Source organism: Caulobacter sp. BE264 (assembly GCF_031457805.1).
In the GTDB taxonomy this organism is placed as follows: domain Bacteria; phylum Pseudomonadota; class Alphaproteobacteria; order Caulobacterales; family Caulobacteraceae; genus Caulobacter.
This window is the reverse complement of the sequence record NZ_JAVDXI010000008.1, coordinates 124,212-141,552: the sequence shown is the minus strand read 5'-3', so window position 1 is coordinate 141,552 and position 17,341 is coordinate 124,212. Positions and strand designations below refer to the sequence as shown.

At 68.5% G+C, this 17,341-nt stretch carries 16 protein-coding genes, 1 tRNA gene and 1 pseudogene; 8 read left to right on the top strand and 10 right to left on the bottom strand.

Annotated features, from left to right (window positions below; translation table 11 throughout):
- Window positions 1–58: 58 nt before the first annotated feature.
- Window positions 59–2,518, bottom strand: a complete 2,460-nt coding sequence (locus J2X45_RS18100) for a S9 family peptidase (RefSeq protein ID WP_310217631.1) — start codon at window positions 2,516–2,518, stop codon at window positions 59–61.
- 225 nt (window positions 2,519–2,743) lie between these two features.
- On the opposite strand from J2X45_RS18100, the pseudogene J2X45_RS18095 reads away from it, so the two are divergent.
- Window positions 2,744–2,848, top strand: a pseudogene (locus J2X45_RS18095) (hypothetical protein); the annotation flags it as partial.
- A gap of 50 nt (window positions 2,849–2,898) precedes the next feature.
- Here J2X45_RS18095 and J2X45_RS18090 read toward each other — a convergent pair.
- The gene (locus tag J2X45_RS18090) at window positions 2,899–4,182 is read right to left on the bottom strand and encodes an amidohydrolase family protein (protein ID WP_310217629.1); all 1,284 of its coding nucleotides are present in this window, start codon (window positions 4,180–4,182) and stop codon (window positions 2,899–2,901) included.
- Between the two features lie 164 nt (window positions 4,183–4,346).
- Between J2X45_RS18090 and J2X45_RS18085 the strand changes: the two genes are divergently transcribed.
- Both J2X45_RS18085 and J2X45_RS18080 read left to right on the top strand, forming a co-directional pair.
- Window positions 4,347–4,431 (top strand) — tRNA-Leu (locus J2X45_RS18085).
- A gap of 169 nt (window positions 4,432–4,600) precedes the next feature.
- Window positions 4,601–4,999, top strand: coding sequence for a helix-turn-helix transcriptional regulator (locus tag J2X45_RS18080; RefSeq protein WP_310217626.1), 399 nt, complete (start codon window positions 4,601–4,603; stop codon window positions 4,997–4,999).
- A gap of 16 nt (window positions 5,000–5,015) precedes the next feature.
- Here the strand turns inward: J2X45_RS18080 and J2X45_RS18075 are convergent, their stop codons facing one another.
- Complete coding sequence (locus J2X45_RS18075) at window positions 5,016–5,777, bottom strand: competence/damage-inducible protein A (RefSeq protein ID WP_310217623.1); 762 nt, start codon at window positions 5,775–5,777, stop codon at window positions 5,016–5,018.
- A gap of 154 nt (window positions 5,778–5,931) precedes the next feature.
- Here J2X45_RS18075 and sfsA point away from each other — a divergent pair, with 154 nt between their 5' ends.
- The 5 genes from sfsA to J2X45_RS18050 all read left to right on the top strand — a co-directional run bounded on the left by sfsA (window position 5,932) and on the right by J2X45_RS18050 (window position 10,344).
- Complete coding sequence (gene sfsA / locus J2X45_RS18070) at window positions 5,932–6,651, top strand: DNA/RNA nuclease SfsA (RefSeq protein ID WP_310217620.1); 720 nt, start codon at window positions 5,932–5,934, stop codon at window positions 6,649–6,651.
- 57 nt (window positions 6,652–6,708) lie between these two features.
- Window positions 6,709–7,101 carry a hypothetical protein gene (locus tag J2X45_RS18065; protein WP_310217617.1) on the top strand — a complete coding sequence of 131 codons (393 nt, stop codon included), beginning with the start codon at window positions 6,709–6,711 and terminating at the stop codon, window positions 7,099–7,101.
- A 135-nt stretch (window positions 7,102–7,236) separates the two neighbouring features.
- Complete coding sequence (gene map / locus J2X45_RS18060) at window positions 7,237–8,067, top strand: type I methionyl aminopeptidase (protein WP_310217614.1); 831 nt, start codon at window positions 7,237–7,239, stop codon at window positions 8,065–8,067.
- A gap of 183 nt (window positions 8,068–8,250) precedes the next feature.
- Window positions 8,251–9,024: a DNA repair protein RadC gene (radC, locus tag J2X45_RS18055; RefSeq protein WP_310217612.1), complete on the top strand. Its 774-nt coding sequence runs from the start codon at window positions 8,251–8,253 to the stop codon at window positions 9,022–9,024.
- 72 nt (window positions 9,025–9,096) lie between these two features.
- Window positions 9,097–10,344 (top strand): dipeptidase, encoded by a 1,248-nt coding sequence (locus tag J2X45_RS18050; RefSeq protein ID WP_310217609.1) that lies wholly within the window; start codon window positions 9,097–9,099, stop codon window positions 10,342–10,344.
- 87 nt (window positions 10,345–10,431) lie between these two features.
- Here the strand turns inward: J2X45_RS18050 and msrQ are convergent, their stop codons facing one another.
- The 7 genes from msrQ to J2X45_RS18015 form a co-directional block, all read right to left on the bottom strand.
- Window positions 10,432–11,079 carry a protein-methionine-sulfoxide reductase heme-binding subunit MsrQ gene (gene msrQ / locus J2X45_RS18045; protein ID WP_310217606.1) on the bottom strand — a complete coding sequence of 216 codons (648 nt, stop codon included), beginning with the start codon at window positions 11,077–11,079 and terminating at the stop codon, window positions 10,432–10,434.
- A gap of 112 nt (window positions 11,080–11,191) precedes the next feature.
- Complete coding sequence (msrP, locus tag J2X45_RS18040) at window positions 11,192–12,112, bottom strand: protein-methionine-sulfoxide reductase catalytic subunit MsrP (protein WP_310217603.1); 921 nt, start codon at window positions 12,110–12,112, stop codon at window positions 11,192–11,194.
- A 69-nt stretch (window positions 12,113–12,181) separates the two neighbouring features.
- Window positions 12,182–12,901, bottom strand: a complete 720-nt coding sequence (locus tag J2X45_RS18035; protein ID WP_310217599.1) for a periplasmic heavy metal sensor — start codon at window positions 12,899–12,901, stop codon at window positions 12,182–12,184.
- Entirely contained in the window at window positions 12,898–13,350 is a 453-nt protein-coding gene (locus tag J2X45_RS18030; RefSeq protein ID WP_310217597.1) for a hypothetical protein, read from the bottom strand. The genes J2X45_RS18035 and J2X45_RS18030 overlap by 4 nt, the downstream gene beginning before the upstream one ends.
- Before the next feature lie 13 nt (window positions 13,351–13,363).
- On the bottom strand, window positions 13,364–13,927 hold the full coding sequence (locus tag J2X45_RS18025; protein ID WP_310217595.1) for an RNA polymerase sigma factor: 564 nt from the start codon (window positions 13,925–13,927) through the stop codon (window positions 13,364–13,366).
- Window positions 13,928–13,953: 26 nt separating this feature from the next.
- Complete coding sequence (locus J2X45_RS18020) at window positions 13,954–14,358, bottom strand: EF-hand domain-containing protein (protein ID WP_310217592.1); 405 nt, start codon at window positions 14,356–14,358, stop codon at window positions 13,954–13,956.
- A 104-nt stretch (window positions 14,359–14,462) separates the two neighbouring features.
- Window positions 14,463–17,339, bottom strand: a complete 2,877-nt coding sequence (locus J2X45_RS18015) for a bifunctional [glutamine synthetase] adenylyltransferase/[glutamine synthetase]-adenylyl-L-tyrosine phosphorylase (protein WP_310217589.1) — start codon at window positions 17,337–17,339, stop codon at window positions 14,463–14,465.
- Window positions 17,340–17,341: the final 2 nt, after the last annotated feature.

Here is a 17,341-nt window from a genome sequence, read left to right as displayed (position 1 = left end):
CCTTCGGGGCCGCCTCCTCACCTTACAAGGACCGCTCTGCAGGAGCCGAAGGTCAGGCCTACTTCGCCTCACGCTTGGGCGCGTTCTTCACGTGCTTGTCCATCCACTGCGTCATTTCCCACAGGGTGTGGCCGGTGGATTCCCGCGCGCGGTAACCGTGCGCTTCGTTGGGCAGGGTCACGTAGCGGACCGTAGCGCCCGCCCCCTTCAGCGCGGCGTAGAAGCGCTCGCTCTGCACCGGGAAGGTGCCCGAGTTGTCGTCGGCCTCGCCGTGGATCAGCAGGATCGGATCCTTGATGTTCGGGGCGTAGGTGAACGGGCTCATCTTCGTATAGGTGTCGGTCGCTTCCCAGTAGGTGCGCTGCTCGGCCTGGAAGCCGAACGGCGTCAGGGTGCGGTTGTAGGCGCCCGAGCGGGCGATGCCGGCCCGGAACAAGCGCGTGTGGGCCAGGAGGTTGGCGGTCATGAACGCGCCATAGCTGTGGCCGCCCACGGCGATCCGATCCCGGTCCGCGACCCCCATGGCGACCACCGCGTCCACCGCCGCCTGAGCGTCGGCGGTCAGCTGCTCGATATAGGTGTCGTTCGGCTCGGCGCCGTTCTGGCCGATGATCGGGAACGCCGGGTTGTCGAGGATGGCGTAGCCCTGGGTCAGCAGGAACAGGTGGCTGGTGCCGCCGGGCCGGGTGAAGCGGTTGCCCTCGTCCACCGTCTGGCTGGCCACGGCCGCATCGGTGAACTCGGCCGGATAGGCCCACATCAGCAGTGGCAGCGGACCGTCCTTGGCCTTGTCGTAGCCCGGCGGCAGGTAGAGCACGCCCGACAGGGTCACCCCATCCGCACGCTTGTAGGTGATGGTCTGCTTGGTGACCCCGGCGAACTGCGGCGCGCGGTCGGGGAAGCTGGTCAGGGCCTTGGCCTTGGCGCCCGGCGCGACGGCGTGGATGTAGAAGTTGGGCTGCTCCTTGGCGCTCTCGCGGCGGGTGATCACCGTCTTGCCCGCCTCGTCGGCCAGGGCGACCGGAACCTGATAGTAAGGCGCCTGGGCTTGCCAGAGCTTGGTGACCTTGCCATCCGCCAGCGACATGCGCCCCACAAACGGGAACTCGCCCTTGGCCGAGGCGCCGTCGCCCACCACGAACACCGACTTGCCGTCCGGCGTGAAGTGCAGCAGGTCCTCGCCCCGCGCGTCGCGACGGGTCAGGGCGCGGCCCGGGTCGTTGTAGCGGTCCTGGTAGTTGCGATCGACGATGACGCGGCCCGCGCCCGGCTTGGACGGATCGACGGCGATGAGCTTCTGATTGCGGGTCTGCCACCAGCGGCTGGTGACCAGGGCCAGATCATCGCGGCCCCACTCGACGCCGCGATAGCGCTGCTCCAGGTCGATCAGCTTGGTCGGCGCGCCAGCGAACGGCGCGGCCTGCATGAAGACGCTGTCGTGGATCGCCACCTTCTTGCGAGGCTCGCCGCCGTCCTGGGCTTCGGCCCAGACCAGGGTGGCCGGGGCGTCGGCGCGCCAAGAGACCGAGCGCACGCCGGTCGGCACGGCGTCGAAAGCGGCCGGCAGGTTGTCGGTCAGCGGACGGTCGACCAAAGTCTTCACCGGCTGGCCGTCGATCGTCGAGACCGCGATCTCGGTCGGGAACTGGCTGGCCGGGACGAGGTAGCTGTAGGGACGCTTCAGACGGTTGGTCAGCACGTACTGGCCGTCGGGCGAGACGCCAAAGCCCGAGATCACGCCCGGTTTGCCAACTGCCGTCGCCTTGCCGTCGGCCAGGTCCACGCGGGTCAGCTGCGAGGTGAAGTAGTAGTCGAACAGCGCCTCGTCATGGGCGTTGGTCAGCAGGTCCTGATAGGTGCGGATGGCGGCGGTGCGGCCCTTGGACTCCTGGATGGTCGGCCCCGTGGGCGTCAGGTCCTTGGCCGGCGGCGCGCCGCGCCCGGCCAGCACGGCCTGCACGAGGAAGCCCGAACTATCCGGCAACCAGTCGTAGCCGGCGCCGAACACGCCGTTGATCGCCACGTCCGAGACCTTCCGCGCGGTGGCGGCCTTCACGTCCACGACCCACAGCTCAAGACCGCTCTTGGCGTCCATGACGAAGGCCATCTTGCCGCCGTCGGGCGACCAGCTGGGCGCCAGGAAGCGCGCGCCGGCCGGCAGCGTCACGGGACGGACCTTGCCGGTCGCCACATCCTGGAACGACAAGGCGTTCATCCACGCCGAACGCGCCTCGATCGGCCCGTTGCTGCGCGGATTGATGCGGTAGCCGCCCAGCCGCAGGATCGGCTCGGACACGGCGGCGATCGAAGGCAGGTTCTCGCGCCCCAGCTGGGCCAGGACCTTGCGGTCGGGGCTGACGGCGACGCTGGGCGTCGGGGCGGCGTCCAGGATCTGGGCGATCGGCGCGGGCGGCGCCTGGTAGCCGTCGGCGGCCAGCGCCGCGCCCGAGGACAGCGCCGCGATGGCGACCGAAGCGGCCAGCGCAAGCGCGCGGCGCCGGAACGAAGACTGCAACATGGAAAGCCCCTCACCTGAAACGCGCGCCGTCGATCCGGCGCGTCAATCGAGGGGCATGATTATGCAGACGAGCGGCGCAAGGAAACCAATTTCAGTCGCGCGTCGGCGCAAAACGCGCCGTCTGCACACCATTTTTTGCGGCTAAGCGTGAAATTCAATTTCCCCGGCGCCACATCGTGTCACCGGGGAAATCTAGAGGCCGTCTTGACGTGCGTGTTGTCGACCTCGTGGGAGCCGCCCTCGCCCTTCGACAGGCTCAGCGTGAGGACGACTGTTGGCCTCGGTTCGTTCAAAATCCTCATCCTGAACCTGTCGAAGGACGAGGATTTCCACCCGGACCGGGCTCGCACACAACGCAAACTCAGCCAATCCAATGAGGCCTACGGCTTGCGGACCACCGCCCCGCCCTTCATCACGAAGACCGGCTTCTCCAGCGTGGTCACGTCCGCCAGCGGATCACCGGCCACCGCGATGATGTCGCCATAGCGTCCGACGGCCACCTGGCCGACATCCTTGCTGCGGCCCAGGGCCTCGGCGGCGGTGACGGTCGCCGCCTGGATCGCCTGCAGCGGCGTGGCGCCATAACGCACCATGACGGCGAACTGCTTGGCGTTGTCGCCGTGCGGATAGATGCCGGCGTCGGTGCCGTAGACCATCTTGACCCCGGCCTTCAGCGCCTTGCGGAAGTTCTCACGCTGGATCTCGCCGATGTCGCGATCCTTGCGCAGGTTGTCTTCCAGCACGCCGTTCTTCTTCCCCTCGGCCTGGGTGTAGTCGGTGTTGTAGATGTCCATCGAGAAGTAGGCGCCCTTCTGGACCGCCAGCTTGATGCCCTCGTCGTCGACCAGGCTGGCGTGCTCGATGGTGTCGACCCCGGCCCGCACCGCCTCGCGGATCCCCGAGGCGCCGTGGGCGTGGGCGGCGACCTTGATGCCGGCCATGTGCGCCTCGTCGACGACCGCCTTCATCTCCTCGTAGGTCAGCTGTTGCTGGCCCGGCTCGTTGCCGCGCGAGAACACCCCGCCCGTCGCGCAGATCTTGATCACCTGGGCGCCGTATTTCTTCAGCGTGCGCACCGCCTTGCGCGCCTCGTCGGGGCTGTCGCTGTTGAAGGGGTTCTTCTGGTCCATCGACGGCGGCAGGAAGGTCGAGTCGCAGTGACCGCCCGTCGCGCCGAACGAGATGGCGGCGGTGACGATCCGGGGACCGGGCACATAGCCCGCATCGATCGCCTCGCGCAGGCCCACGTCGTCATAGTCGGCCGCGCCGACGTTCCGCACGGTCGTGAAGCCGGCCTCGAGCGTCTTCCTGGCGTTGGCGGTCTGCACCACGCTCCAGAAGCGGTCGCTGTATTCCAGGCCGTTGTAGCCGCCGATCTCGGCTAGGCTGTCGAGGTGCACGTGCATGTCGATCAGGCCCGGCAGCAGGGTCGCGCCGGGCAGGTCCACGGCGACAGCGCCGGCCGGAACCGCGTCGCCCTTCTTGCCGACGGCGGTGATGCGGCCGTCGGTGACGATCACCAGAGGATTGTCGACATACTTGCCGCTCGTCACGTCGAGCAGCCGCGCCGCGCTGACCGCCTTGACCTCCGTCGCGCTCGCCGCGCCCGCCAAGGCCACCGCCGCGCTCGCCGTCAGCGCCGCGATCTTGATCCTCTCACGCATGAAACCGTCCCCATCAAACTTGAGCGCGGACGCTAGCACGCCGAACGGCTCCGTCGAGCCCCCCGCTGGCCGAGAGCGGCAGGTTCGCTCGGACCAACTTGGCTTTAAGAGACGCAACGCCGCCCTCGACCCCATGGCGGCGATCGCCTATGGGTTCAGCGCATGGGGACGTGGCGGAATCGGTAGACGCGCCGGACTTAAAATCCGTTGGAGCAATCCGTGTGGGTTCGAGTCCCACCGTCCCTACCAACCAACCTTCGGACGAGCCTCAAATGTAAGTTCGCGCCTTTGGGGAATGAGAAGCGTAAGGTAGAATATTCGTTTCAGCCAACCTCGACTCCGGTCAAGATAAGCGGCAGTCGAATCCTGGTGCGGCGTTGGCAGTCGCTCTCCCCCGTAGCGTTTCGAGTACCGTAGAATGGCTGAAGACAAGTTCCCCGATCCCGTCGACATCCATGTTGGTCGACGCCTTCGCATGCGGCGCAAGGATCTGGGCCATTCCCAGCAGGCGCTGGCTGATGCGCTGGGGCTGACGTTTCAGCAGGTGCAAAAGTACGAGGGTGGCTCCAACCGGATCAGCGCCAGCAAGCTGCATGCGGCGGCCATGTTCTTGAAGACACCGGTGGCGTTCTTCTTTGAGGGCCTCGAAGATCCCGAAGGCGTCGACAACACCGCTGCGGACCTGGCCAACGAAATGGCCAGCTTCTGGTCGCTGCCGGGTGGCCCCGACCTGGCCCGCGCTTATGCGGCGATCGAGTCGGCGGGCATGCGCAAGCATCTGATGGACCTGGCCCGCGCGATCGCCGGCCAGGAATAGGCGCCGCGACCCGGCCTCAGACCGGGTCGGCGAGCAACTCGACGTTCTTGGCGCCCGCTTCCGCCAGGGCCGAGATCAGCTCGCTCACCGCCGCGTCCAGTTCCTGAGCGTCGCGACCGCGCAGCACCAGGTTCGCGCCATAGACGTCCGGCGCCGAGAAGAACGGATAGCTGCCCAGCGACATGTCCGGATGGGCCTTGGCCACGGCCTCCAGCGGCGCGGCGATGACGCCCTCGCCCGTGCCGGTGACGCGGACGGTCTTGGCCAGCACCACAGCGCCGGTGCGCAGGCGCGGACCCACGTCCTCGAGCATGCCGCGCATGATCGACGGCACCCCGGCCAGGACGAAGACATTGTCCTTCTGGAAGCCGGGCGGCCCCTGCACGGGGTTCTTCACCAGGCTGCCGCCCTCGGGCACATGCGCCATGCGGCGGCGTGCGGCGTTCAGCTGGTCGCCCCAGCGCGCCGTCAGCATGGCGATGATCTCGGGATGCTCAGGCGCGGTGACGCCAAAGGCCTTGGCGATCGAGTCGGCGGTGATGTCGTCGTGGGTGGGGCCAATGCCGCCGGTGGTGATGACGTAGTCGTACTTGGTGCGCAGGGCGTTCACCGCGTCGATGATCTCCTGCTCGACGTCAGGCACCACGCGGGCTTCGCAGAGATCCACGCCGTAGGTCGCCAGATACTTGGCGATGGCCGAGAGGTTGGTGTCCTGGGTGCGGCCCGACAGGATCTCGTCGCCGATGATCATCACCGCGGCGGTTACACGATCGACCATTTCTTTCTCTCCCAGGGACCGCCCTCGCCCTTCGACAGGCTCAGGGTGAGGGCTACTTCAGCCGCTTCGGCCAGAAATCCTCATCCTGAGCTTGTCGAAGGACGAGGATTTCCGCAAAGCCAAGCGACTTCTCTCAGCCCGACTTAGGCCTCGCATGCTGCTGCCGCAACCGCTGATCCATGGCCGTCTGGTGAGCCGCTACAAGCGGTTCTTCGCCGACCTCGTACTGGACGACGGGCGGGAGATCACCGCCCACTGCCCCAATCCGGGGGCCATGCTGGGCGTGAAGGACGCGGGCCAGGGCGCCTGGGTGTCGTGGTCGAACGATCCCAAGCGCAAGCTCGCCTACACCCTGCAACTGGTCGAGCAGGGAAACGCTCTGGTGGGCATCAACACCCTGTTGCCCAACCGGCTGGTCGCCGAGGCCCTGGCGGCCGACGCCATCCCCGAGCTTTCCGGCTATGCGACGATCAAGCCCGAGGTGAAGTACGCCAAGGCCAGCCGCGTCGACTTCCTGCTGACCCACCCAGACCGCCCGCCGTGCTGGCTTGAGGTCAAGAACTGCCACCTGTCGCGCACGCCGGGCCTGGCCGAGTTCCCCGACTGCAAGGCCGAGCGCTCGACCCGCCATCTGGAAGACCTCGCCGCCCAGGTCCGCGAGGGCCATCGCGCCGTGGCCCTGTTCGTGGTCCAGCGCGAGGACTGCGAGACCTTCAGCGCCTGCGCCGACCTTGACCCGAAGTTCGCGGCGGGGCTGGACGCGGCCGCCGCCGCCGGGGTGGAGGTGCTGGTCTATGCCTGCGCGATGGGGACGGAAGCGGTGCGGATCGCGCGGCGCATTCTGTGGAGCAACGCTCACCTAACAGCGATTTAAGCTGCATTTCGCGCTCGCTGAGCTACCCCTTCTCTAGGCTCGCGAAGTGGGGATCGCATGAGGAAGACCGTTCTGGCGCTCGCCGCCGTGGCGCTGGCCCTGACGTCGTGCGGCGCATCCGATCCCAACACGCCCGAGACCGGCTTCATGACCGGCCTGCGGGCCGTGTTCGCGTTCAAGACCTGCACGAGCAAGCTCGAGGAGCGGTTCGGCCTCAAGGAGATCGCCGGCGTCACCTCCAACGACATGGACCCCCAGCCCACCGGCCGCCCGGGCGAATGGGACGTCAAGTTCACCGCCGACGTCACCGAGAAGGGGAGCGGTCGGGTGACACGCTACAAGGGCGTGTGCCGCGTGCGCCGCGACAAGCCCACGACCCTGGACGCCAGCTTCGTCAAGGAGGTCAAGGCGGGCGTCGCCGAGACGGTGCGCCGCGTCCGCCCCGGCTAGGCCTGCGCGCGTCGCCGAGCCGAAAGGTCGCGGCCAAGAGGCGACGGCTATTGAACTTTCGTGCTATGCTCGCGACATAACCCCTTACAGCAGACCGCTTCGCCGCCCCTCGCGGCGGCGAGCCCCGAGTAGAGCATGACCCTGGACAACGCCCTCGAGATCGAAGCCGAGACCCGCACGGGTCAGATCAAGCTGCACAAGGCCGAGGACTTCGAGGGCATGCGCAAGGCCGGCAAGCTGGCCGCCGAATGCCTGGATATGCTGATCCCGCACGTGCAGCCCGGCGTCTCGTCCGACGAGCTGGACCGGCTGGCGCGCGAGTTCATCCTCGACAATGGCGGCCTGCCCGCCTGCCTCTATTATCGCGGCTATCCCAAGACGGTCTGCATCTCGCGCAATCACGTAGTCTGCCACGGCATCCCCGGCGACTGGAACCTGAAGGACGGCGACATCGTCAATATCGACGTGACCGCCATCGTCGACGGCTGGCACGGCGACACCTCGCGCATGTACGGCGTGGGCGAAGTGGGCCCGCGCGCCCGCCGCCTGGTCGAGATCACCTATGAGGGCATGCGGCGCGGCCTGGAGGCCGTGAAGCCCGGCGCGACGCTGGGCGACATCGGCCACGCCATCCAGTCCTATGTCGAGGCCCAGCGCTGCTCGGTGGTGCGCGACTTCTGCGGCCATGGCCTGGGCCGCGTGTTCCACGACGCCCCGAACATCCTGCACTTTGGCCGCCCCGGCCAAGGCGCGGTGCTGAAACCCGGCATGTTCTTCACCGTCGAGCCGATGGTGAACCTCGGCAAGCCCGCCGTGAAGGTGCTGAACGACGGCTGGACCGCCGTGACCCGCGACAAGTCGCTGTCGGCCCAGTGCGAGCACTCGATCGGCGTCACGGAAGACGGCTACGAGATCTTCACCGCCTCGCCGGCCGGGCTGTTCCAGCCGGCGATCCTGGGCGGCTGATCCCTCAATCCTCCCCCTAGCGGGGGAGGTGTCCGCGCAGCGGACGGGGGGGAAGTCCGGCTGGCCTTGTCCATCACCCCACCGTCGTCGCTCCGCGCCGACACCTCCCCCATTGGGGGGAGGATTTTCACTAGACAACCCTGACGATAAACCGCCTACTCCTCGCGTAGAGTCGAGGGCGGTATGGTCAGTGTTTCTTCCCTGGCGATCTCCGACGGCGCGCCCGATGAGCCGACGGCGCATACGCCCGCCACGTTACCGCCCAAGCCGCCCCGCAAGTCCGCCCACGCCCATCACCTGGGCCATCGCGAACGCCTGCGCGAGCGCGCCGCCAAGGGCGGGTTCGTCGCCCTGCCCGACTACGAGCTGATCGAGCTTTTCCTGTTCCGCACCTTCCCGCGCGGCGACGTCAAGCCATTGGCCAAGGCGCTGCTGGCGCGGTTCGGCTCGCTGGACGGGGTGCTGGGCGCCACGGTCGAGGAGCTGCGCACCGTGCCCGGCGTGGGCGAGGCCGCCGCCATGGACCTGAAGCTCTTGCACGAGGTGGCTTTGCGCGCCGGCCGCGACAAGATCGCCAAGCGGCCGGTCATCTCGTCCTGGAGCGCCCTGCTCGGCTATGTCCGCGTCGCTTTAGCGAACGAGTCCCGCGAGCAGTTCCGGGTGCTTTTCCTCGACAAGAAGAACCAGCTAATCGCCGACGAGGTGATGAACCGCGGTACGGTCGACCATGCACCCGTCTATCCCCGCGAGGTGATGCGCCGGGCGCTGGAACTCTCCTCCAGCAACATCATCATCCTGCACAATCACCCGTCAGGCGACCCGACGCCGTCCCGCCCCGACATCGACATGACCAAGCAGATCGTCGAGGCCGGAAAAGCCCTGAAGATCGCCGTGCATGATCATTTGGTGGTCGGTCGCGACGGCGTGGCCAGCTTCAAGGCGCTGGGGTTGATGTGACCGCGTAAGATGGGTTGACGACCGCCAGCACAGCCTTGAGCCTTCCGGGTATCATTGCTCCGGAGTCCGCCCATGCGTCGCCTGCTCACCGCCCTCCTCGCCTCGACCGCCCTGCTGGGCGGGGCCGCCGACGCACAGATCAAGGCCAAAAAGCCTGAGGCCCCGCCGGCGGTGTCCAAGGCCGACAAGGCGGCGCATGACAAGTACCTGACCCTGGACACCCACCTCGACACCCCGACCCACTTCGCGCGGCCCGGCTGGAACATCACCGATCGCCATGAGGTCGAGCACGACTTCAGCCAGGTGGACCTGCCGCGCATGAACGAGGGGGGCCTCGATGGCGGCTTCTTCGTCATCTACACCGGCCAGGGCGACCTGACCGCCGCCGGCTATGAGTACGCCCGCAACTACGCCCTGCGCCGCGCCATCGAGATCCGCGAGATGCTGGCCGGGACCAAGACCGGCTTCGAGCTGGCCCTGACCTCGGACGACGCCCGCCGGATCAACAAGGCCGGCAAGAAGTTCGCCTTCGTCAGCATGGAGAACAGCTGGCCGCTGGGCGAGGACCTGACCCTGCTCACCACCTTCCATCGCGAAGGCCTGCGGATGGCGGGGCCCGTCCACTTCCGCAACAACCAGCTGGCCGACAGCTCGACCGATCCGAAGGGCAAGATCTGGAACGGCTATTCGCCGCTGGGCCTGCGCTGGCTGGCCGAGGCCAACCGCCTGGGCATCGTCATCGATGTCAGCCACGCCAGCGACGACGTCGTCGACCAGTCGGTGGCCCTGTCCAAGGTTCCGATCATCGCCTCGCACTCGGGTCCGAAGGCGGTCTATGACCACCCCCGCAACCTCGACGACGCGCGCATCAAGAAGATCGCCGACGCCGGCGGGGCGATCTGCATCAACTCGATCTATCTGACCGACACCACGCCCAGCCCCGAGCGCAAGGCGGCCCTCGAGGCCCTAGGCCGCGCGCCGGACATGAAGACCGCCACGCCCGAAGCGGTGAAGGCCTATGCCGACAAGCGCGCGGCCATCGACAAGGCCTATCCGGCAGCCCGCGGCGACTTCGACCTCTACATGAAGAGCATGCTGCACGTCCTGAAGGTGGCCGGGCCCAAGGGCGTCTGCGTCGGCGCCGACTGGGACGGCGGCGGCGGCATGGACGGCTTCGAGGACATCACCGACCTGCCGAAGATCACCGCCCGCCTGAAGGCCGAGGGCTATTCGGACGCCGACATCGAAGCCATCTGGAGCGGGAATGTGCTGCGCATCGTCGACGCGGCCCAGGCCTATGCGAAGAGCGTGGCGAAATAGGTTTGGTGCGTTCCTCCCCCGCTCTGCGGGGGAGGTGGCCCAGAGGGCCGGAGGGGGCGAGCTGGAGCTGAGGCCGAGTTCGCCCCCTCAGTCGCTCCGCGACAGCTCCCCCGCGGCGCGGGGGAGCATCTTCGACCGCCCCTCCCAGACCCGCCACAGCATCAACACCGCGAAGATCGCGCCGTAGATCAACGGCGGCCGGTGGTCGGCCTTGACCAGCAGGTAGTAGTGGGCGACGCCCAGCGGCACGATCAGATAGATCAGCTGGTGCAGCCGGCTCCACGCCGCTCGCCCCATGCGGATCACCCAGCCGTTGGTGGACGTCACCGCCAGCGGGATCAGCAGCACAAAACCCAACATCCCCAGCGTGATGAACGGCCGCTTGAGGATGTCCTTCCACAGCTGGGTCCAGTCGAAATAGAGGTCGACGCCGACATAGCTGAGCAGGTGCAACAGCACGTAGGTGAAGGCGAACAGGCCGACCGTGCGGCGGAACCGGACCAGCCGCGGTTGCCTGAAGATCCGCGCCGCCGGGGTGATCGCCAGACCCACCAGCAAGAACCGCAGGCCCCATTCCCCGAGGTCGCGGATCAGGGTCTCGATCGGATTAGCGCCGAGGTCGCCCGCGTAGCCGCGCCAGGCCAACCACGCCAGCGGCGCGAAACAGGCCAGCCAGACGAGGCCGTAGACGAGGTTGTCCTGGAGCTTTGAGGGGCGTTTCTTTTTGATTGTCATCCCGGACGCCCTGCAGGGGCGATCCGGGACCGCCGGAAGCTGCGGCGCATGCGGCGGTCCCGGCTCTCCGCGCTTGGCGCTACGGCCGGGATGACAGGTAAGATCGCCGCCATCAATAGAACCGCTTCAGGTCCATGCCCCGGTACAGGTCCGCCACCCACTCGCCGTAGCCGTTGAACGGCAGGGTCTCGCGGCGGCGGAATTCGCCGATGCGGCGTTCGGTGGCCTGGGACCAGCGGGGGTGATCCACCGCCGGATTGACGTTCGAGTAGAAGCCGTATTCGCGCGGGGCCAGCACGTTCCAGGACGTCACCGGCTGCTTCTCGGTCAGCGTGATCCGGACGATCGACTTGATGCCCTTGAAGCCGTACTTCCACGGCACCACCAGCCGCAACGGCGCGCCGTTCTGGTTGGGCAGCACGTCGCCATAGAGCCCCACCGCCATCAGGGCCAGCGGGTGCATGGCCTCGTCGATCCGCAGGCCTTCGCGATAGGGCCAGTCCAGCGTGTTCCAGGCCTGGCCCGGCATTTCGGAGGGCCGCATGACGGTCTCGAACGCCACGAACTTGGCCTTCGAGGTCGGCTTGACCGTGGCCAGCAGGTCCTTCAGCGGGAACCCGACCCACGGAATGACCATCGACCAGCCCTCGACGCAGCGCATGCGGTAGATGCGCTCCTCCAGCTTGTTCTTGCCGATCAGGTCCTCGATCCCGACCGTGCGCGGCGCCTCGCAGGCCCCGTCGATGCGCACCGTCCAGGGACGCGGCTTGAACTTGCCCGAGTTTTCGGCCGGATCGCTCTTGTCGACGCCGAACTCATAGAAGTTGTTGTAGGTGGTGATGTCCTCTTTCGAGGTCGGCTTTTCGGTGGTCGAGAAGCCGCGGCTGTAGGTCAGATCGGCCTTCGCCTCGCCCGCCGCAGCGCCGGCCACGCCCAGCCCGGCCAGACCCGCCATCAAGGTTCGGCGCTTCAGGTAGAGCCCATGATCGGTGACGTCGTTGTCGGTCAGGTCGGCGGCGTGACGGATCAGCATGGGAACGCTCCGGCGTGGCTTGCGACCATGATACGCACCGGCGCGCGGTTTGGTTACGTGACCGCGCGATTATTGTCGCCCGGGCCGAACGCCCCCCTGCTCGCGCGCCCCCGGCTCGCGCCCTTGGGCGGCGTAGATCTGCTGCAAGCCCTCGGCCAGGGCCGCACGCTCGGCGGGCGGCAAGGTCGAAGCGAACGCGGCCAAGGCCGACTCGACATTGGTGCGGGCCTCTTGTTCCAGCGCGCGAGCATTGGCCAGACGGCGCGCCACATCGGCCGGGTCGGCGCCCGGGGTCGACAGGGCCTGTAGGGCTGAGCGCCGCTCCTGGCGGGCCTGGCGGAGGATCGGCTGGTTCTTCTGATTCACCGCCCTGAGGGTCTGGCGCAGGGCGACGCGATTCTCCGGCGAAAGCTGCTCGCCCGCCGTCCAGATGGGCGCGCGCGCCGGACGCTGATCCGATGGGGAAACCATCGGCGCGGGCGTCGATGCGGGCTTGCTCGTCGCCGGCCTCACCGGCTTGTCGTTCGGTGGGGCGGGCGCTGTCGCGCGGCTTGGCGAGGCTTGTGCGCCCTGCTCCGTTGCAGCGGGCGGCGAGACCGGGGTGATCACCGGCGGCGCGGCGGCCGGCGCGGGGCCCGCCGGCCCGGTGCGCTCCGCAGCGTCCGATGCGGGCGCAGCCTTTGGAGCCGTCAGCCGCACATAGGTCACGCCGGCGATCCCGCCGATCAGGAACACATTGAGGGCCGCCGATGCGATCAGGCCGATCACCAGCGGGCGTGAGACACTCATAACTCGGATGGCTCCTGAAGGGCGTCCTGCAGGTCCTGATAGACCTCGGCGGCGGTGACCACCTCGCTGTGCGGCGCTTGCGCGGGCAATGTCGGCGCGTGAACGTGTCCTCCCAGCGCCACACCCGCCAACACGCCGGCGAATGCGGCCGCCGACAGGCCCAGCGCCGCCGACAGACCTGCAGCCCAACGGCGTGCGATGTTCGGGGTCCGGGGCGCGGCGGTGATCAGGCGGCCCAACAACGCCGCGTCCACCGCCTGCGCCGGCGCCAGGTCCAGAAGCCGGTCGACCTGCGACGCCGCAGCCAGAACGCTCGCCAGGGGAGTCGGATCGGACGCCAACAAGGCGCGCGCGGCCTCGCGCTCGGCTTCGGGCCAACGCGCGATCTCGCCGCCATAGGCCTCCGCCAGCGCCTCGAAACGCGCGACGGACATCGCAGACGTCGTCATGACCGGGCCTCCTTCATCGCTCGTCCCCCCGCGCCAGATCGGCCAGCGACGCCTTGAGCGCCCGGCGTCCACGCGAGAGCAGGCTTTCCAGCGCCTCGACGCTGATCTCCATCAACCCCGCCGCCTCGATATTGCCAAGCCCCTGGTGGTGGCAAAGCACGATCGCCTCGCGCTGGCGCTCGGGCAAGGCGGCGAGGGCCGCCTCGACGCGGCGGGATAGATCGGCGCGCATCAGGCCCGCGTCGGGCGCCGGCCCGGTGTCGACCTGCTCGGGCGGGTTGTCGGTGACCACCTCCCGCCGCCGCCGCAAGCGGTCGTAGCAGAGGTTCAACGCCACCCGGTGCAGCCAGGTGTCGAAGCGGGCGCCGCCGGGCTTCCAGCCCCGCGCCTGCTTCCAGGCGCGCAGGAAGGTCTCCTGGGCCACGTCCTCGGCCTCGCCGGAGTCGTTCAGCATCCGGCGCGCCAAGGCGAGAATGCGCGGCAGGCGCCGGTCCAGCAGGGTTCGTACGGCGGACGGGTCGCCCCGTCCCACCCCCGCCAGCAAGGCTTCGTCGGGATCGTTCCCGTCGGAGACCAAACCTCAGCTCGCCGCGCACGTCGTCATCAGATCCCGACCTTGGGCCCGCCGCCCTTGGCGCTCAACTCCTCAAGCGTCAGGACGCCGTCATTATTGGCGTCCATCCGCTTGAAGCGCATGGCCATCACAGTGTTGGCCTCGGTCCGCGACAGCGTACCGTCCTTGTCCTTGTCGAAGCGCGCGAACATTCGCTGGCCGCGCTTGCCGGCCTTGTCCGCCTTGGCGTCGACCTCGGCGTTCTGGCGACGCATGGCGGCGAACTCGTCGGGCGAGATCTTGCCGTCCTTGTTGGTGTCCAGCCGCGCGAACATCTTGTCGCCGTTCTTGGCCTGGAACTGCTCCAGCGTCATGCCGGTCGGCGCGGCGGTCTGCGCCAGCGCCGGCGCGGCCAGGGCCAGCATCGCGCCGGTCGCGATCAGGGTGCGTTTCATCATCAGGCTCATCGTCTCCAAAAGCTGGACAGCCCGTCCCATGGAGGTGAAACGCGGGGCGGCGGGGAATCCGTCGCGGGGCGGATGAGAAATTCAGAGCGCCCCTACCCCCTCACCACTGCCGCATAGGCCGCCCGCGCCTCGGTCTTGGCCTTGGCCAGCTTGGGCCTCAGCGACTTGAACTGGGCCACGCCCCCGGCCCTGGCCAGCAGGGTCTTGAAGGCCTTGGGTTCGGCCTCGACGTCGGCGCCGTCCTCCAGCGCCACCTTGATCAGCTGCGAAAGGTCCTGCTCCAGCCTCCAGGCCGCCTCCAGTCGCGTGAGCGCGCCTTCATCGGCCAGACGGGCCTCGCGCAGCGCCGCAAGCGCCTCGCCGGTGTTCTGCCTTAGCGGACCGCCATCCGCCGCGTGGGCCAGCTGCAGGAACTGTGCGGCGAACTCGATGTCCACCAGGCCCCCGGGGTCCAGCTTCAGGTCCCAGTCGCCCTTGCCGGGACGCTCGCGCTCCATCAGCTGGCGCATCTCGACGACATCGGCGGCGGTCTCCTTCGCATCGCGCGGCCGCCGCAGCGCTGCGGCGATCGCCCCCTCGGCCCGCGCCTTGAAGTCCGGCGAGCTGGCCCAGACCACTCGGGCCCGCGTCAGGGCCAGCAGCTCCCAGGTCTCGGCTTCGCGCTCGTAATAGTCCTCGAAGGCCGCGAAGCTGACGGCCACAGGTCCCTTGGCGCCCGAGGGCCGCAGCTTCATGTCGACCTCGTAGAGCGCCCCCTCGCCGGTCGGCGCCGACAGGGCTGAGATCAGCCGCTGGGTGAACCGCGCATAGAAGACGTCGGCGCTCCACTCCTTGATGGCCGACATGCCTCGCGGATCGTCGGCGGCGTAGAGGGTCATCAGGTCAAGGTCCGACTTGGCCGTCATCTCGCGCGACCCGGCCTTGCCCAGCGCCACGACGGCCACCTGACCCGGGAAGGCGCCGCCGACACGTTCGACCTCGGCCAGGGCGGCGGGAGCCAGCCCGCCGATGATCAGGTCGGCCAACTCGGCGAAGGCGCGGCCGATGTCGCGGGCGTCGGCGCTGCCGCTCATCACCCGCACGCCGATCCGGAAGCTCTGGTCTCGGAACAGACGCCGCGCGGCGTCCATCGCGCCCTCGAAATCCTCCGGGTCCCAGGGCGCGATCGCCGGGGTCTCGATCGGTCCGAAGAAGTGCGGATCCAGAAGAGCATCCAGCGCGGTCGGGCGCTTGGCCATGGTGGCGGCCAGACGCGGGGCGAAGGCCATCACCTCGACGATCAGCTCGAACAGGCGCGGCTGGGCCAGGAACAGCGACTGGATCTGCACGCCCGACGACAGGCGGCTGAAGAAGTCGGAAAAGCGGTTGAAGGCCTGGTCCGGCGCGCCGGTGGCGTTGGCCGCGTCCAGGAGGCGCGGCGCCAGGCGCGTGAAGAGTTCACGGCCCCGTTCGGTGCGGGTGGCGGCGATGTGGCCGTGGTGCCAGCCCCGGATGGTGGCGGCCACCCGCTCGGGGTTGGAAAAGCCCATCCGCTTCAGGGTCGCCAAAGTCTCGGGATCGTCCTCGACGCCGGTGAACACCAGGCTGCCGAAACGCGAGGACAGCGCCTCCTCGCCCGCGAACAGACGGCCGTAGCGCAGGTTGACGCCCTTGAGGATCTTGCCGACGGCGGAGTCGAACACCCGAAGGTTCGCCTCGCCCCACAGGGCCGCGACCTTCTTGCGCTCGACATCGGACTCCGGAAGCTTGTGGGTCTGGTCGTCGGCGATCATCTGGGCGCGGTGCTCCAGCGCGCGCAGGTCCTTGTAGGCCTGGGTGAGCCAAGCGGCGTCCTCGGGTGTGACGTGGCCGGCGGCGGCCAGGGCCTGGAGGGCGTCCAGCGTGCGGGGGCTGCGCAGGTCCGGCTGACGCCCCCCCAGGATCAGCTGCTGGGTCTGGACGAAGAACTCGATCTCGCGGATGCCGCCCCGGCCCAGCTTCAGGTCCGCGCCCTTGGCGGTCAGTCGGTCGTCGACCTTGTAGGTATGGATCTGGCGCTTGATCGAGTGGATGTCGGCAATGGCCGCGAAATCCAGGTTCCGCCGCCAGATGAACGGCTGCAGCCCCTCCAGGAACGCCGCGCCCTCGGCCGCATCGCCGGCGGCGATCCGGGCCTTGATGTGGGCGGCCCGCTCCCAGTTCTGGCCAACGCTCTCGTAGTAGTCCATGGCCGCGTCGACCGGCATGGCCGGCGGGGTCGAGGACGGATCCGGGCGCAGGCGCAGATCGATGCGGAACACATAACCGTCGCCGGTGCGCTCCTGCAGGATCCGGCCCAGATGGTTGGCGATCCGCACCGCCACCGCCTGGGGCTCGTGCCCCTCGGCGACCGGCAGCTTCTCGGGCGCGTAGAAGATCGAAAAGTCGATGTCGCTGGAATAGTTCAGCTCGAACGCGCCGTGCTTGCCCATGGCCACGCAGAAGAGGCCGGGCGCAGGCCCCGCTGCGCCGTCGCCGACATGGGTCAGGGCGCCCCGCGCCACCTCCTGCCGGACCGCCTGGGCCAGAGCCGCGTGCAGCACCGCGTCAGCGAACCGGGTCAGGGCGCCGGTCACCTGATCCAGGTCCCAGACACCGCCAAGGTCGCTGATCGCGGTCAAGAGGTGCAGGTCGGCCTTCAGCTCGCGCAGAACCCGCCGCGCGGTCTCGAAGTCCGGCTCGGCGGCGACGGCCTCGGCGGCGGCCAAGATCTCGGCCAGGGTCTGGTCGGGATCGCCGCCCAGGATCATCGGCAGGCGCTTGCCGTCGCGGCGCGCCAGACCCGCCAGATAGGGCGAAGCGGCGAAGATCGGCGCCAGGCTGGGCCAGGCCGCGTCGACCTCGGTCATCGCCTCGCCGGCGCGCTTGGCGATGGCCTCATGCGCCCGCTCGGCCGCCTTGGCGTCGATGACAGGGCCGCAGGGGGTCAGGCGATCAGAGAGGCGAGTCATGG

Coding starts and splice junctions, on each gene's coding strand:
- J2X45_RS18100 (WP_310217631.1), bottom strand. CDS start 2,518: ATGTTGCAGTCTTCGTTCCGGCGCCGCGCGCTTGCGCTGGCCGCTTCG.
- J2X45_RS18090 (WP_310217629.1), bottom strand. CDS start 4,182: ATGCGTGAGAGGATCAAGATCGCGGCGCTGACGGCGAGCGCGGCGGTG.
- J2X45_RS18080 (WP_310217626.1), top strand. CDS start 4,601: ATGGCTGAAGACAAGTTCCCCGATCCCGTCGACATCCATGTTGGTCGA.
- J2X45_RS18075 (WP_310217623.1), bottom strand. CDS start 5,777: ATGGTCGATCGTGTAACCGCCGCGGTGATGATCATCGGCGACGAGATC.
- sfsA (WP_310217620.1), top strand. CDS start 5,932: ATGCTGCTGCCGCAACCGCTGATCCATGGCCGTCTGGTGAGCCGCTAC.
- J2X45_RS18065 (WP_310217617.1), top strand. CDS start 6,709: ATGAGGAAGACCGTTCTGGCGCTCGCCGCCGTGGCGCTGGCCCTGACG.
- map (WP_310217614.1), top strand. CDS start 7,237: ATGACCCTGGACAACGCCCTCGAGATCGAAGCCGAGACCCGCACGGGT.
- radC (WP_310217612.1), top strand. CDS start 8,251: ATGGTCAGTGTTTCTTCCCTGGCGATCTCCGACGGCGCGCCCGATGAG.
- J2X45_RS18050 (WP_310217609.1), top strand. CDS start 9,097: ATGCGTCGCCTGCTCACCGCCCTCCTCGCCTCGACCGCCCTGCTGGGC.
- msrQ (WP_310217606.1), bottom strand. CDS start 11,079: ATGACAATCAAAAAGAAACGCCCCTCAAAGCTCCAGGACAACCTCGTC.
- msrP (WP_310217603.1), bottom strand. CDS start 12,112: ATGCTGATCCGTCACGCCGCCGACCTGACCGACAACGACGTCACCGAT.
- J2X45_RS18035 (WP_310217599.1), bottom strand. CDS start 12,901: ATGAGTGTCTCACGCCCGCTGGTGATCGGCCTGATCGCATCGGCGGCC.
- J2X45_RS18030 (WP_310217597.1), bottom strand. CDS start 13,350: ATGACGACGTCTGCGATGTCCGTCGCGCGTTTCGAGGCGCTGGCGGAG.
- J2X45_RS18020 (WP_310217592.1), bottom strand. CDS start 14,358: ATGAAACGCACCCTGATCGCGACCGGCGCGATGCTGGCCCTGGCCGCG.
- J2X45_RS18015 (WP_310217589.1), bottom strand. CDS start 17,339: ATGACTCGCCTCTCTGATCGCCTGACCCCCTGCGGCCCTGTCATCGAC.